Raw genomic sequence first — 14,174 nt, forward strand, 5'->3', positions numbered from 1 at the left:
GCCTCGCCCAGGCCTACCGCGGCCCGGCCGGACAAGGCCGCGCCCCGGGCCAGTTCGCGCACCCGCGCCCCGGCCGCTGACCGGCCGTGGCCATCGCGCGCAGCCTGGTCAGCGCCCCGGCCGCCCCGCCCCCGCGGTCCAGAAGCCCACCAACCCCCCGAGGGCCCCACCCGGCCCGCCGCCAGGAGCACCCATGACCTCCCCCCTGCGCACCGCCGTCGTCATCGGCTGCGGCACCACCGGCACCTCCGTGGCACTCGCCCTCACCGGCGCGGGCGTGGAGGTCGCCCTGATCGACGGCGACCCCAGGGCGAGCGCCGAGGCCGCCGCGCTGGGCGCCGGACGGGCCTGGACCCCGCGGCTGCCGCCCGCCGACCTCGTCATCGTCGCCACCCCGCCGTCCGCGGTCGTCGACGTCCTGCACAGCGCGCAGAGCCGCGGCGTCGGCCATGTCTACACCGACACCGCCGCCACCAAGGACATCGTCTGCGCCGAGGCCGAACTGCGGGGCTGCGACCTGAAGGGATACGTCCCCGGGCACCCGCTGGCCGGGGCCGACGCGGGCGGCCGGGCCGGCGCCGCCGCGGACCGGTTCACCGGCCGCCCCTGGGTGCTGTGCCCGTACGAGACGACACCGGCCGCCGCGCTGGCGGCGGTCACCGCCCTGATCGAACTGTGCGGCGCCCACCGGCTCGACCTGGCCGCCCCCGTCCACGACGAGGTCCTCGCCGAACTCTCCCACGCCCCCCACCTGGTCGCCGCCGCGCTGGCCACCCGGCTCGCCGGCAGCGGCGCCGCCTATCTCCGGCTCGCCGGACAGCCCCTGCGCGACGCGGTGCGCGGCGCGGGCGGCGACCCGTGGCTGTGGAGCGATGTCCTGGCGCACAACGCCGGACCGGTCGCCGACGTCCTGGACCGCCTCGCCGACCAGCTCTCCCGCGCCGCCGCCATCCTGCGCGAGGGCGATGCCTGCGCCCCCCTCGAACTCGCCCTCACCCTCCAGGAGGGCCGCCGCGGACACGCCGCCCTGGAACGGGCCGAACAGCGCACGATCCAAGATGCGCGCACCGACCGCCCGGTGTGACCGTCTGTCCATGGACGGCATCCCGGCTTCGTCGCCGCCCCCCGAGAGGGGCCCGTGGCCCGTCGCGGCCCTGCGGTGGGTCCGGCGGCGGCTGCGCGGTGCCTCATGGCCGCTGGCCGACTTCGGCTGGGTCTGGATCGGCTACCCGCCGCTCGGCGCCCTGCCGTCCCTGTCGGGACCGCCCCCCGGCCACCCCGAACAGGTCAGCGGCGCGCCTCTGACGCCGCAGGAACGCGCCCTGGAACGCCAGTTGCGGAACTGACCGGCCCGGCGCCCCTGACACCGCCCGCCGCGCCCTGGGGTCCGGAGCCGACCACCGCCCGGGTGCGCGCACGCCCCCGCCCCCGCCCCCGTACGGCCTGTCCCCCCTCCCCAGGACGGCGGCGGTGCCGTACGAGGGGAAGGGGCCGCCCGCGCACGGCACCCGGCCCGGCGGCGCACGGCACCCGGCCCGGCGGCGGGCGGCGGCGGTGCGGCGGCCGGGCGTCCGGCGGGCTGAGCAACGTCAGAGATGCCCAGCCCACCGCACCTTTTCGAAGCTGGGGGACGAGGGTGATCCCCGCCCGAACGGCCCCGAGGACTTGAGGTGCTGAGCAGTGGCTGTTGACATCGCACAGGGCAACGCGTCCGGCATTGCCTCCATCTACAACTCCGCCGTCGCCGCCTGGGCCATCGCCGCCGCCTGGGAGATCGGCGCGCTCGACGAGCTCCAGCGGGCCCGGACCCTGGACACCGCCGACTTCGCCGTCCGCTCCGGCCTGGACCCGAACGCGACCACCGGCCTCTTCCGCGCCCTGGCGTCGGTCGGCCTGGTCCGGCGGGAGGGCACGGTGGTGCACACCCTCGACGGCTTCGACGAGATGTACCGCGCCAAGGCGTTCTTCCACTGGCTCAGCCGGGGCAGCGCCGAACTGTTCCGGCAGATCCCCTCCGTGCTGCGCACCGAGAACCGTACCGGCGCCTACTACCAGCGCGACGCGGCCGCTATCGCCTACGCCTGCCGGGAGATCGACCAGGTCACCTACGCGCCCACGTTCTGGGCCGCGATGGGCCGGGTCGACTTCCCCTTCCACCGCGTCGCCGACCTCGGCTGCGGCAGCGGCGCCCGGCTGATGCAGATCCTCGACCGCCATCCGGGCGCGACCGGCGTGGGTGTCGACATCGCCCAGCCCTCCATCGACATGGCCCGCAAGGAGGCCGCCGAGGCCGGGTTCGCCGACCGGGCCGTCTTCGTCCAGGGCGACGTCCTGCGGCTGGAGCCCAGACCCGAGTACGCGGGCATCGAACTGCTCACCTGTTTCATGATGGGCCATGACTTCTGGCCCCGGGAGAACTGCGTAGCCACCCTGCGCCGGCTGCGCGAGGTCTTCCCCGCCGCCCGGCGGCTGCTGATCGGCGACGCCACCCGCACCGCGCTGCCCGACACCGGCCTGCCCGTCTTCACCCTCGGCTTCGAACTCGGCCACGATCTGATGGGCGCCTTCCTGCCCACCATCGAGGACTGGGAGTCCGTCTTCGCCGAGGGCGGCTGGGAGCTGGTGCGCACCAACCGTATCGAGATGACCGTCGGCGAGGTCATCTTCGAACTGGCCTGAGCCCGCCGCCGCACCGGGCAGAGGCACGGGTCCGGCCCCGGGACGGGACCGGACCGAGGTCACCGCCCCGCACCGGCCCGGATCATCCGCCGTACCCGGCCCCGGTGGCCGGGCGCCCCGGGAACGACGGCCGCGCGCGGGACCCGGCCCGGGGCGGCACCGCGTCCCCCGTGTCCCCCGCCCGCACGCCGGGCACCGGCCGCCGCCCCGGCGCACCGGGCCCCCCGTCCCGCCCACTTGAGGGAGCCACGCCCATGACCACACTCGCGGCAGCCGTCGGGCAGATCCTCGCCGCCCACGGCGTCCGGCACGCGTTCGGCGTGGTCGGCGGCGGGAACATCCTGGCCACGGCCGCGCTGACCGCGGCGGGTGTGCACTACACGGCCGCCCGGCACGAGGGCGGGGCGATGGCCATGGCCGACGCCTGCTTCCGGGCCACCGGCCAGGTCGCGCTCTGCACCACGACCCACGGGCCCGGCCTCACCAACACCCTCACCGCGCTGGCGGACGCGGCCAAGAGCCGCAGCGGGGTCCTGCTGCTGTGCGGGGACGCGCCGCTGTCGGGCCCCCGGCCGCACGATGTCGACCAGAGCGCGCTCCTGGCCACGGCCGGGGCCCGGACCGTGCGGCTGAGCGGGACGGCACGCGTGTACGAGGAGACCACCGCCGCCCTGGCGGCCGCCCGCGACGGGCACGGGCCCGTGGCCCTGCTGCTCCCCGGTGACCTGGCCCACCAGGTCGCGCCCGCCCTGTCGGCGGCTCCCGGCCCGCCCGCCGCCGGCCCGGCGGACACCGGCACCGGTACCGGTACGGAGGCGGGCACGGCGGCGGGTCTGGAGGCGGTGCTGGCGGTGCTGGCCACCGCCCACCGCCCGCTGCTGCTGGCCGGGCTCGGGGCCTGGCGCTCGGACGCCGCGAAGGTCCTCGCCCAGCTCGGGGAGCGGCTCGGCGCGCTGCTGACCACCACCGTCATGGCGGGCGGCCTCTTCGGTGACAGCCCCTGGTCGCTGGGGGTCTGCGGGGGCCTGGCCGCCCCCGGCGCCGCCGCGCTCACCCGCCAGGCCGATGTGGTGCTCGCCTTCGGCGCCAGCCTGGACACCTTCACCCTGCACGGCGGCCGGGTGCTGGATCCGGCCGCCACCGTCATCCAGGTGGAACGCGCGCCGGGCGTGCGCGCGGCCCGCGCCGACCTCGTCGTCCGCGGCGACGCCCACACCGTCGCCGTACGGCTGCTGGAGGGTGTCGAGCGCGCCGGGCGCGCGCCGTCGGCCTGGCGCCGGCACAGCACGACGGCGCTGGCGCGGGCGCGCCGGGGCTGGGCGGGGTGGGATCATCCGGACGCGTCGGGTGCCGGGCGGATCGATCCGCGCACCCTGACCCGGGCGCTGGCGGCGCTGCTGCCCGCCGAGCGCACCCTGGTCCTGGACGGGGGCCACTTCATCGCCTGGCCCACGATGTACTGGCCCGCGGCCGATCCGGCCGGTTTCGTGTTCACGGGTGCCGCGTTCCAGAGCATCGGCCTGGGGCTGGCCGGGGCGGTCGGCGCGGCCGTGGGCCGCCCCGGCCGGCTGACCGTGCTCGCCACGGGCGACGGCGGCACGCTGATGGGGCTGCCGGAGCTGGAGACGCTGATCCGCTCGGGCCGCTCCGCGCTCGTGGTCGTCTATGACGACGCGGCCTACGGCTTCGAGGAGCATATGTACGCGCCGCAGGGCGCCGACCGGGCCACGACCTCCTTCGCGGACACCGACTTCGCGGGCGTGGCCCGCGCGCTGGGGGCCCGCGCGCACACCGTGCGCGCTCTGGACGCGCTCGGCGAGGTGGAGCGGTGGCTGGCCGGAGGGTCCCTCGGCACGCTGCTGCTGGACTGCAAGGTCGTGCCCCATGTCGTGGCCCCGTTCCTGGCCGATCTGCTGCGGCGCGGCTGAGGCCGTTCCGCGCGTGGTGGGGTGGGCGGGGGTTCACGCCCGCGCGGGGCCGCCGCGGTGGGTGAAGCGGACCCAGCGGCAGCTCCAGTCGTCGTCCGTGGCCGAGGGCGCTGGTCCGTGCGGCTCCTCCTGGGGCATGTACTGTCCCCGCGTTCCCTGGTGCCATCCGCAGGTGACGCGGTAGGTGCCCGGTCTGACCCACAGCACCGTGCCCAGGCCTTGCTGGCCGTCCAGGTGGAGCGGGACCGGGGGGTTCAGCCGGGCCAGGGCCTTGAGCGAGGCGGCTCTCTCCCGCGCGCTGGCGTAGGAGCCGGTCTCATCGGCGTTCACCGCCGCCCAGACGACCACGGCCCGGCCGCTGGGCAGTTCGAGCTCTCCCACGTGCTGTTCCTCGGCCGGTGACGCCCCGGCGGCACGGCGGCGCGGGGCGTTCGTCCTGCCGCGGGGGATCCATGAGCGCATGATCAGGAAGTGGTCGTCGCCGCCGGCGGGGGTGGCGGGGCGCCGGGCGCGGGCGATCTCCGCGCTGCCCTCGCCGTCCATCTCCCAGATGAGGCCGGTGTGTTGCCTGTGGTCGCCGAAGCCGGTGAACGCGGCGTCGAGGTCATCGTCGTCCGGGTGGAGCGCCGACCAGGCGCGGGCGTAGTCGCAGGCGGGATCCAGTGCGCCGCCGGTGTCGTGCACGGCGCCGCCCCAGTCGGGGAAGGCGTCGAGGCCGCAGACGAGCAGCGGCCCGCCGAGGGAGTTCACCTGGGCGGACTGCCACACATAGGGGGGCCGTGACCGGGGATCTTCGTTGCTCATGTGCGCGGCTTCCCCTCACGGACGGGTATCGGAGCGAAGCGGGGACGGTGACCAGTGTGGGCCATGGCGGTGACACCCGCGCCGGTGGGGCCCCGTGCCGTGCGGTATCCGCGAGTCCGGGCCCTCACGGGGCGGAGGGGGCGGATGGCCTGCCAAGTGGGGGCGCGAGTTCCGGACACGTTGTCTGTGTGAACGTGAACACGACACCTTGTCCCGTTAAGGGCGTTTCTCATGGGGCGGGGGTGATTCTCAGGCAATCCTCACCCGCACACCCCCGTCCGTCCGGCCATGCATCCGGCGGGCAGAGAACCGGCCACCGGCTGTCCGGTTTCACGATGACCATTTCGCACTGAACCGAGAGTTCGCCCCTTTCTCCGGCGCTCCGGCGGCCTGTACTCATGGCGAAAGCGGCCCGAAGTCATCATCTGGCCGCGTACAGCCGTGAATCAGGGGGTTTCTCTGTCATGTCCAAACTCACTCGGCGTCAGGCCGTCGGCACCGTCGCGGGCGTCGCGGCGGGCGTAGCCGTGGCGACCGCCGCCGCGGCTTCCGCGAACGCCACCCCGGAGAGGGCCGGCGAGTCCGCCACCGCGCGGCACCACCACACCGACGGCCCGGCCCCCTTCAGCGAGGTCTTCCAGGGGCGTCGTATCCAGGGCATACCCGGCGACGCCGGCGCCACGGCGCACGGGCGCCACCGCCCCTCCGCCACCGGCTACCGCGTCCTGATCGACGGCCGGGAACTGCATGTGATGCGGCTGGCGGACCACAGCTGGACCAGCGTGATCACCCACTACCAGAGGTTCCCGGACCCCCACACCGCCGCCCGCGCCGCCGTGAGCGCGCTCATGGGCGCCCACCTCGTCCCCACCCCCGCCGCCTGAACCGGGAGCAGCCGCCATGACCGTACGGAAGAACCAGGCGAACCTCACCGCCGCCGAGAAACGCGCCTTCGTCAGCGCCGTCGTGGAGCTGAAACGCAGAGGCCGCTACGACCCTTTCGTCACCGCCCATCGCGAGATCTTCCTCTCCGATATGAACGGCCCGGTCCGGCAGGGGCACGGATCACCGTCGTTCCTGCCGTGGCACCGCCAGTATCTGATCGACTTCGAGCGGGCGCTCCAGTCGGTCAGCCCCGGTGTGTCCATCCCGTACTGGGACTGGACCAGGGACCGGAGCCCCGCCTCCTCGCTCTGGTCGGCCGGCTTCCTCGGCGGCAACGGGCGCAGGCCGGACGGGCAGGTGATGGACGGCCCCTTCGCCTACGCCGCCGGTGACTGGACCATCACCGTGCAGGACGACGACGCGCCCTTCCTGCGGCGTTCCCTGGCGCCGCCGGGCATGCCCCTGCCGACCCGGGCCGATCTGACCACCGCTCTGGCCGCCGCGCCCTATGACGCGGCGCCCTGGGACTTCACCGCCACGGGATTCCGCAACACCCTGGAAGGCGGGACCGGCTCCGGCCTCCACAACGGGGTGCACAACTGGGTCGGCGGGCAGATGATGCAGACCGTGTCACCCAATGACCCGGTCTTCTGGCTGCATCACTGCTTCGTGGACAAGATCTGGGCGGACTGGCAGCGGCGCCACCCCCAGCGCTCCTATCTGCCCGCCGTGAGCACCACGGGCGTGGTGGCGCTCCACCAGGCCATGGCCCCCTGGAACAACGTCACCCCGGCCGCGATGCTCGATCACACCCGCTTCTACACCTACGCCTAGGTCGTGTCCGCACAGTAGCGCCGTCCGCCCGAAGGGAGGGGCCTGCGGCGTCCGGTGCGTGCAATCGCAAGGCGGAGGGTTTCCCTCGTACTGGACGTACTCGGGAAAGCCCGACAACGCAGCGAGTGTGCGTGCCGGGCGTCGCGGGCCAGGCGGGACTGTGCGGACACGGCCTAGGCGCGGGGCCCGGTGCGGCGGGGACGGCCTCCCGCCCGCCGGGGAGGGTGGGGCGCGCGTCCGGCCGGGTCAGCCGCCGAGGAGTTTGCCGCGTGCCTCGCGCAGGGTGTCGAAGGAGTCGAGGTCGGGCACGGTCCAGCCGTCGAGGTCGTATTCGGACAGGCACTGTTCGGCGAAGGCCTTGTAGTCGTCGATCTGTCCCGAGGCGGTCTGGGCGAACAGCAGCTCGGTGCGGACGTTCTCGTGGTTGCCGGAGTAGTTGCGCTCATAGAGTTCGTGGCGGCCGCCGAATTCGGTGCCGACCGCGTCCCAGAGCAGTTTGAGGACCTTGACCCGTTCGACGGCGTCGGTGCCGTCCGATCCGCGGATGTATTTGTCGAGGTAGGGGCGGATGCGGGGGTTCTTGAAGTCCTCGGCGCTGGAGTTGAGGTAGATCAGTCCGCTGGCGACGTCCTGCTGGATGATCTCCTTGATCCGGGGGTAGCCGATCTGCATGAACCAGCGGTAGGCCATGCCGTACTGGGGGTTGGGCAGGACGGCGCCGTTGTGCCAGGTGACGGGGTTGCGGGCGGCGGCGTCGGCCAGGCCCTGGAACAGGTTGCGCCAGGCGAGGACTTCGCCGAGGCGGGTCTGGACCCCGCGGAAGTCCTGGGTGCCGGTGATCTCCAGGGCTTTGGCCAGGGCCCCGGCGATGAACTCCAGCTTGACGGCGAGGCGGACGCAGCCGTGGAAGGTGAACCGCTCCAGGAACCCGGACTGGCCGGAGAACATCTGGATCTTGGCCATGTCGCCGTAGACGAAGACGTCCTCCCAGGGGATGAGGACCTCATCGAGGACGAGGATGCTGTCGTTCTCGTCGAGGCGGGAGGAGAGCGGGTAGTCGAAGGGGGAGCCCATGACGGCGGCGGTGGCGGCGTAGGAGGGGCGGCAGATCAGTTTCACCCCCTTGGCGCCGGTGGGGATGGTCGCGATGAGCGCGAACTCCTTCCTGCGGATGGGCAGTCCGTAGTGGGCGATGAAGTTGTGGTGGGTCAGGGCCGAGTTGGTGGCCACGACCTTGGCGCCGCTGACGACCAGGCCCGCGTCGGTCTCCTTCTCCACATGGACGAACACATCGCCGACCTCGTCCGGGGGCAGCTGGCGGTCGACCGGCGGGTGGACGATCGCGTGGTTCCAGTACAGGACCTTCTCCTGGGACTCGCGGTACCAGCGGCGCGCGTTGTCCTCGAAGGGGGCGTAGAAGTCGGCGTTGGCGCCCAGGGTGCCCAGGAAGGCGGCCTTGTAGTCGGGGCTGCGTCCCATCCATCCGTAGCTCATCCGCGACCAGGCGGCGATCGCCCGCTGGTCGGCGACGAGGTCGTCGGCGCTGCGGGGGGTGGTGAAGAAGCGGTGGGTGTAGCCGCCGCTGCCGGTGTCGGTGGCGGTGGTCAGGACGGGGCGGTGGGCCGGGTCGTGCAGCGCGTCGTAGAGGCGGGCGGTCATCCGCACCGGGTTGCGGAAGGCGGGGTGCGCGGTGATGTCGGCCACCCGCTCTCCGTACAGGTAGACCTCGCGGTCGTCGCGCAGGCTTTCCACGTACTCGTCGCCGGTCAGAGGGCGTGTGCGTGACGCCGCCTGGGCGGGCTGCTGATCGGTCATAGGGCTCATCGTGGCAGCCGCCCGGCCGGCGGGGCTTCTTGTGGTGTGCCCGGTGGTGTGCCGGGGGCCGTGCAGCTGGCGAAGTCGCGGCGAGCGGCTCACCTGCGCACGCACGGAGGTGCCCTGACCGCTCCGGTGGTGTGAGCGTTCGGTCGTAACCGGCCCGCCCGTCTCGGTCGCCGGGCCCCCCTTGCTGTGCTTGGCGAAAGGACCGACGATGCTCACCGCTGACACCGCCACGCGTGCGGACCTGGTGCGGCGCGCCCGCGAGCTCGCCCCGCTGCTGAAGGAGAACGCCCGGCGGGCGGAGGAGGACCGGCGGCTGCCCCGGGAGACCATCGGGGCGCTCGCCCGGGCGGGCCTGTTCCGGCTGCGGGTGCCCCGGCGCTACGGCGGCTACGAGAGCGACACGCGCACCCTGGTGGAGGTGGCGGCCGAACTCGGGCGCGCGGACGGGTCGGCGGCGTGGACGACGGCGGTCTACTGGATCCCCACGTTCATGGCGTGCCTGTTCCCCGACCCGGTCCAGGACGAGGTGTTCGCCACCGATGATGTGCGGATCTGCGGCACGCTGAGCCCCTCGGGGCTGGCCGCGCCGGTGGACGGCGGGATCGTCGTCAACGGCAGGTGGGGCTTTGTCAGCGGCGCCCGGGACGCGCACTGGCATGTGGTCATCGCCGTGCAGCCCACCCCGGACGGGCAGCACCTGCCGGTCCTGGCGCTCGCGCCGATGAGTGATCTGACGGTCGTCGACGACTGGGACACCTCGGGACTGCGGGGCACCGGCAGCGTCACCACGGTGGCGAAGGACGTGTTCATCCCGGCCGAGCGGGTCCTCGCGCTCCCGGCGGTGCTGCAGGGCGCGTACGCCTCCGAGCGGAACGCGGCGAGCCCCGCCTACCGGGTGCCGCTGCTGCCGGTGGCCGCCGCCTCGTCGGTGGGCACCGCGCTGGGGCTGGCGCGGGCGGCGCGGGACGCGTTCTTCGAGCGGCTGCCGGGGCGGACCCTGACCTACACCTCCTACGCCTCCCAGGCCGAGGCGCCGCTCACCCACCACCAGGTCGCCGAGGCCACCTTGAAGACCGACCAGGCCGAGTTCCACGCGTACCGGCTGGCCGACCTGGTGGACGCCAAGGGCGCGGCCGGTGAGGAGTTCAGCCTGGAGGAGCGGGCCCGGGCCCGCGCCGACATGGGCGCGGCGGTGCGGCTGGCGAAGGAGGCCGTGACCATCCTCGCCTCCGCGTCCGGCGGTTCCTCGATCTACCGGGACGTGCCGATCCAGCGCATCACCCGCGACATCCACGCCCTGAGCCTGCACGCGCTGATGAACCCGGACACCAACAACGAGCTGTACGGCCGGATCCTGTGCGGTCTTGAGCCCAACACCCTCTACCTCTGAGCCCCCTCTTCTTCTCGACCTCATCAGGAGCAGTCAGCATGACCACACAGACCATCACCGCCGCCGCCCGGGATGCCGCGCCCGCCGCCGCGATCACGGATGAGGACCGGGCGGCGATCGCCGCCCTGCCGCAGCGGGTCGTCGCGGCGTGGGCCGCGCAGGACGCGGACGCCTTCGCCGAGGTGTTCACCCCCGACGGCACGATGATCATCCCCGGGGTGTTCCAGCAGGGCCGTGAGGCCATCCGTAGTTTCCTCGCCCAGGCGTTCCAGGGCCCGTTCAAGGGCACCCGGGTCACCGGCACCCCCGTCGACCTGCGGTTCGCGGGCGCCGAGTCGGGGATCTTGATCACCCGGGGCGGGATCCTGGCCCCCGGGGAGAGCGAGCCGAGCGCCGAGCGCGCCGTGAACGCCTCCTGGGTCGTGATCAAGCGCGACGGCCGCTGGCTGCTGGCCGCGTACCAGAACAGCCCGCGCAACGCCGCCTGACGGCACCCGGTATCCGTAGCGAGAGGTGAGGTGGAATGACGCACAGGGTGCGTGAGCGCGCGGTGGTGCTGGGCGCGAGCATGGCGGGGCTGCTGGCCGCGCGGGTGCTGGCCGACTCCTGCCGTGAGGTCGTGATCGTGGAGCGGGACACGATCCGCGGGGCGGCCACGGCCCGCAAGGGGGTCAGCCAGGGGCCGCATGTCCACGGTCTGCTCGCCCGGGGCCAGCAGATCCTGGACGAGCTGTTCCCCGGCTTCACGGCGGAGGCGGTCGGCGCCGGGGTCCCCACCGGTGACCTGGGTGAGCTGCGCTGGTTCTTCAACGGCCGCCGCCTGGAGCCGAAGACGACCGGGCTGGTGTGTGTCTCGGCGACCCGCCCGCTGCTGGAGTCCCTGGTACGGGCCCGGGTCCTGGCGCTGCCCGCGATCACCCTGCTTCAGGACCACGACATCCTCGGCATCACCGCCGACGCGGACCGCCGTACGGTCACCGGGGCCCGGGTCCAGTCCCGTGCCGCCGGATCCGCGGAGCGTACGGTGGCGGCGGACCTCGTCGTCGACGCCACCGGCCGGGGCTCGCGCAGTCCGCTGTGGCTTCAGGAGTTCGGCTATGAGCGCCCGGCCGAGGAACGCATCCGGATCGACCTCAGCTACACCACGCGCCGCTTCCGGCTGCGGGACGAGGCGGTCCTCAAGGGCCAGCTCTCCATCAACCCCGTCTCCTCCCCCAGCCACCGCCGGGGCGCGTTCCTCTCCCGGATCGAGGGCGGTCAGGTCATCGTCTCCCTGACCGGGGTGCTGGGCGACAGCGCCCCCGCCGACCTGCCGGGGTTCCTGGAGTGGACCCGCTCCCTGCCGGTGCCGGACGTGTACGAGGCGATCCATGACGCCGAGCCGACCGACGACGGCGCCGTGGTGCGCTACCCGGCCAGCCAGCGCCGCCGCTTCGAGACGCTCACCCGCCTGCCCGGCCGGTTCGTGGTGCTGGGGGACGCGGCGTGCAGCTTCAACCCGGTCTACGGGCAGGGCATGACGGTCTCCGGTCTGGAGGCGCTGGTGCTGCGCGAGCACCTGGCGCGCGGGGAGGTGGACCCGCTGGCGTTCCAGGCCGACATCGCCCAGGTGATCGAGGTGCCCTGGCAGTTCTCCGCCGGGGCCGACCTCGGCTACCCGGAGGTCGCGGGCGTGCGGACCCCCGAGTGGGAGGCCGCCGGTGCCTATCTGGCCGCCCTGCACACCGCCGCGACCGTGGACGGCGAGGTGACGGCGATGTTCATGCGCGTCGCCGGGCTGATGGCGACCCCCGACACCCTGATGAGCGAGGACATGGTGCGGCGGGTGCGGGCGGGCGCGCAGCGCGCCGCGGGGGCGGGGGTGGCGGTGTAGACCGTGGCCGCACCGGCGAGCGTGACCTCGCGCCGGTCCCGGACACCGTTCAGGGGGGCGCCGGCCTGGCAGGGATCCCGGGCCAGTCTGGCGATCTCCGTCAGGAAACGAGCGCGGCGGATGTTCCGGGCAGGCCGGGACACGAGGCTGCGGGCGTTGTCTCACAGCGGGATTGCGGGGGTGCTGGGGCGGTCCCTACTGTCGTTGAGGGCAGGGGCCGCGCCCAGGCCTCGCCGCCTCGTGCCGCCCCGTGGACCTGGAGGAGTGGTCGGCGATGTGGTCATGGGTCTCCAGCAGGGACGTGCCGCCGGGAGAGAGGGCCGACTGGTATCACGACATCGTCTCCCGTGCGGTGGTGACGAACCGGCTGGCGCTCGGGGATCCCGCCGTCTTCCACGCCACGGCGGGGGTGCTGGAGCTGGGGCGGATGGAAGTGTCGCGGTTCTCCTACTCGGCTCTGCGGTCGTGGCGGACGCCCGCGATGATCCGGCAGGGCGATCCGGGTGACTACTTCCTGGGGCTGATCACCGGGGGGTCCATGGGGATCTCCCAGTGCCGCAACGACACCCGGGTCGGGCCCGGGGAAGCGGTCCTCTTCGACACCACCCACCCGTACCATGCCGGAACGGCCAGCCCGGACGGTGCGTCCTTCTACCTCCTGCGCATTCCGCGCGCGGTGCTGCCCTTGCCCTCGGACACGGTCGAGGAGGGTGTCGCCCGGCGACTCGACGGGCGCAGTGGCATGGGGGCGGTGCTGTGGGAGTTCGCGAAGACGCTGGAGACCCATGCCGGGGCATGTGACCAGCGGGAGCTGGACCTGCTGGAGTCGACGGCCCTGGCGTTGGCGTCCGGTTTCCTCGCCCGCCGTCTGGATGCCTGGGACGCCCTGCCCGAGCCGACCAGAGCGCAGGTGCTGCTGGAGCGGATCGACGCCTTCATCGACCGCCACCTCCCCGATCCCGCTCTCACGCCCCGGGTGGTGGCGGACCACCACCACATCTCGCTGCGCACCCTGTACCTCCTGTTCGAGCGGCGCGGGGAGGGCGTGGCCGCCTCCATCCGGCGCCGTCGGCTGGAGCGCTGCCGCACCGATCTGTCCCGGGTGGAGCTGTCCGCCCGCCCCATTCACGCTGTCGCCGCCCGCTGGGGCCTCACCAGCCCCACCGGCTTCGGCCGCGCATTCCGCCACACCTATGGCATCTCCCCCCGAGAGTTCCGGGACCAGGTCCTGCGGGCGCAGGCGGGCGAGGAACGCTGAGCAGGCCGGCCTCCCCACCACCCGCCGACAGGCAGCGGATCCGCCTCTCAGCATCACCGCGCCCGTGTACCGGCGGCTGCACGGAAGGCCGGGAGGCACTGCACGGATCGGCGAGGCACCGGGCCCGGTCAGCCCTACGTTGGAGCGGTCCGAGCACATCCCCAGGGGGAGGCAGTGTGAACACCACAGGCAAGCGGCGCATCACCCGCACCATTACCGGCGCTCTTTCGCTGCTCATGACGGCCGGGCTGGGGCTCGCCGCGGCGGGCCCGGCCGCCGCCGCGCCGCCGGCGGGGACATGGGACCTGACCCCGCCCACACCCTCGCACTGCAACGCGTGGAAGAGCCACACGGCCTCCCTCCACGTCGCGTTCCGGACGTGCAACATCACCTCCGGCAACTACGCGCAGTCCATGGTCGTGGTCAGGAGCGACGCGCCCCGGAACGTCAATATCGAAGGGCGGGTGTTCACCAACTACGGCGGTGACGTCCGCTGCCGGGTCACGGCCCTCGCCCCTGGCGGCCAGGCCGGGTGTCTGGGGCCGACCAAGCGCAGGCCCGCTTCCATCGTCTCGTACTCCGATCTGTATCTGAACGGTCACCGCGACAGAAACTGAACCACTTCCCCGGCCACACCGTGGAACCGGCCGGTGCGGAGGGCATCGGAAGCTATCGCCATCGGGGGGCAGCGAGCCCCGC

General features: G+C 73.5%; 13 protein-coding genes. 11 read left to right on the plus strand and 2 right to left on the minus strand.

The genetic code is table 11. From position 1 onward, the window contains the following. The first annotated feature begins 193 nt into the window (after positions 1 to 193). From ACFVIM_RS13455 to ACFVIM_RS13470, 4 genes are all read left to right on the plus strand, one after another. On the plus strand, positions 194 to 1,084 hold the full coding sequence (locus tag ACFVIM_RS13455; RefSeq protein WP_384300846.1) for a prephenate dehydrogenase/arogenate dehydrogenase family protein: 891 nt from the start codon (positions 194 to 196) through the stop codon (positions 1,082 to 1,084). A gap of 10 nt (positions 1,085 to 1,094) precedes the next feature. Continuing rightward, a complete protein-coding gene (locus tag ACFVIM_RS13460) occupies positions 1,095 to 1,346 on the plus strand; it encodes a DUF6059 family protein (protein ID WP_384300847.1) in 252 nt (83 codons plus the stop codon). A 334-nt stretch (positions 1,347 to 1,680) separates the two neighbouring features. Beyond that, positions 1,681 to 2,679, plus strand: a complete 999-nt coding sequence (locus ACFVIM_RS13465) for an SAM-dependent methyltransferase (protein WP_384300848.1) — start codon at positions 1,681 to 1,683, stop codon at positions 2,677 to 2,679. A gap of 254 nt (positions 2,680 to 2,933) precedes the next feature. Beyond that, a complete protein-coding gene (locus ACFVIM_RS13470; protein ID WP_384300849.1) occupies positions 2,934 to 4,607 on the plus strand; it encodes a thiamine pyrophosphate-binding protein in 1,674 nt (557 codons plus the stop codon). Between the two features lie 33 nt (positions 4,608 to 4,640). Here ACFVIM_RS13470 and ACFVIM_RS13475 read toward each other — a convergent pair whose 3' ends face one another. After that, positions 4,641 to 5,411 carry a hypothetical protein gene (locus ACFVIM_RS13475; protein ID WP_384300850.1) on the minus strand — a complete coding sequence of 257 codons (771 nt, stop codon included), beginning with the start codon at positions 5,409 to 5,411 and terminating at the stop codon, positions 4,641 to 4,643. Between the two features lie 464 nt (positions 5,412 to 5,875). Between ACFVIM_RS13475 and ACFVIM_RS13480 the strand changes: the two genes are divergently transcribed. Together ACFVIM_RS13480 and ACFVIM_RS13485 are read left to right on the plus strand one after the other, a co-directional pair. Continuing rightward, positions 5,876 to 6,295: a tyrosinase family oxidase copper chaperone gene (locus ACFVIM_RS13480; protein WP_384300851.1), complete on the plus strand. Its 420-nt coding sequence runs from the start codon at positions 5,876 to 5,878 to the stop codon at positions 6,293 to 6,295. Between the two features lie 16 nt (positions 6,296 to 6,311). Beyond that, positions 6,312 to 7,130, plus strand: a complete 819-nt coding sequence (locus tag ACFVIM_RS13485) for a tyrosinase family protein (protein ID WP_384300852.1) — start codon at positions 6,312 to 6,314, stop codon at positions 7,128 to 7,130. Between the two features lie 246 nt (positions 7,131 to 7,376). Here the strand turns inward: ACFVIM_RS13485 and ACFVIM_RS13490 are convergent, their stop codons facing one another. After that, entirely contained in the window at positions 7,377 to 8,945 is a 1,569-nt protein-coding gene (locus ACFVIM_RS13490; RefSeq protein WP_384300853.1) for a 4-hydroxyphenylacetate 3-hydroxylase family protein, read from the minus strand. A gap of 217 nt (positions 8,946 to 9,162) precedes the next feature. Here ACFVIM_RS13490 and ACFVIM_RS13495 point away from each other — a divergent pair, with 217 nt between their 5' ends. The 5 genes from ACFVIM_RS13495 (at position 9,163) to ACFVIM_RS13515 (ending at position 14,092) form a co-directional block, all read left to right on the plus strand. Next, positions 9,163 to 10,344: an acyl-CoA dehydrogenase family protein gene (locus ACFVIM_RS13495; RefSeq protein ID WP_384300854.1), complete on the plus strand. Its 1,182-nt coding sequence runs from the start codon at positions 9,163 to 9,165 to the stop codon at positions 10,342 to 10,344. 38 nt (positions 10,345 to 10,382) lie between these two features. Next, on the plus strand, positions 10,383 to 10,832 hold the full coding sequence (locus ACFVIM_RS13500; protein WP_384300855.1) for an SgcJ/EcaC family oxidoreductase: 450 nt from the start codon (positions 10,383 to 10,385) through the stop codon (positions 10,830 to 10,832). Between the two features lie 35 nt (positions 10,833 to 10,867). Beyond that, positions 10,868 to 12,217, plus strand: a complete 1,350-nt coding sequence (locus ACFVIM_RS13505; protein WP_384300856.1) for an FAD-dependent oxidoreductase — start codon at positions 10,868 to 10,870, stop codon at positions 12,215 to 12,217. 274 nt (positions 12,218 to 12,491) lie between these two features. After that, entirely contained in the window at positions 12,492 to 13,475 is a 984-nt protein-coding gene (locus tag ACFVIM_RS13510; RefSeq protein ID WP_384300857.1) for a helix-turn-helix domain-containing protein, read from the plus strand. Positions 13,476 to 13,651: 176 nt separating this feature from the next. After that, positions 13,652 to 14,092 carry a hypothetical protein gene (locus ACFVIM_RS13515; protein ID WP_384300858.1) on the plus strand — a complete coding sequence of 147 codons (441 nt, stop codon included), beginning with the start codon at positions 13,652 to 13,654 and terminating at the stop codon, positions 14,090 to 14,092. Positions 14,093 to 14,174: the final 82 nt, after the last annotated feature.

Source organism: Streptomyces sp. NPDC057638, from assembly GCF_042800315.1.
GTDB lineage: Bacteria > Actinomycetota > Actinomycetes > Streptomycetales > Streptomycetaceae > Streptomyces.

What these genes read in the sequence shown, in the direction of transcription:
- ACFVIM_RS13455 (WP_384300846.1), top strand. Translation starts at nt 194, where the DNA reads ATGACCTCCCCCCTGCGCACCGCCGTCGTCATCGGCTGCGGCACCACC.
- ACFVIM_RS13460 (WP_384300847.1), top strand. Translation starts at nt 1,095, where the DNA reads ATGGACGGCATCCCGGCTTCGTCGCCGCCCCCCGAGAGGGGCCCGTGG.
- ACFVIM_RS13470 (WP_384300849.1), top strand. Translation starts at nt 2,934, where the DNA reads ATGACCACACTCGCGGCAGCCGTCGGGCAGATCCTCGCCGCCCACGGC.
- ACFVIM_RS13475 (WP_384300850.1), bottom strand. Translation starts at nt 5,411, where the DNA reads ATGAGCAACGAAGATCCCCGGTCACGGCCCCCCTATGTGTGGCAGTCC.
- ACFVIM_RS13480 (WP_384300851.1), top strand. Translation starts at nt 5,876, where the DNA reads ATGTCCAAACTCACTCGGCGTCAGGCCGTCGGCACCGTCGCGGGCGTC.
- ACFVIM_RS13485 (WP_384300852.1), top strand. Translation starts at nt 6,312, where the DNA reads ATGACCGTACGGAAGAACCAGGCGAACCTCACCGCCGCCGAGAAACGC.
- ACFVIM_RS13490 (WP_384300853.1), bottom strand. Translation starts at nt 8,945, where the DNA reads ATGACCGATCAGCAGCCCGCCCAGGCGGCGTCACGCACACGCCCTCTG.
- ACFVIM_RS13495 (WP_384300854.1), top strand. Translation starts at nt 9,163, where the DNA reads ATGCTCACCGCTGACACCGCCACGCGTGCGGACCTGGTGCGGCGCGCC.
- ACFVIM_RS13500 (WP_384300855.1), top strand. Translation starts at nt 10,383, where the DNA reads ATGACCACACAGACCATCACCGCCGCCGCCCGGGATGCCGCGCCCGCC.
- ACFVIM_RS13505 (WP_384300856.1), top strand. Translation starts at nt 10,868, where the DNA reads ATGACGCACAGGGTGCGTGAGCGCGCGGTGGTGCTGGGCGCGAGCATG.
- ACFVIM_RS13510 (WP_384300857.1), top strand. Translation starts at nt 12,492, where the DNA reads ATGTGGTCATGGGTCTCCAGCAGGGACGTGCCGCCGGGAGAGAGGGCC.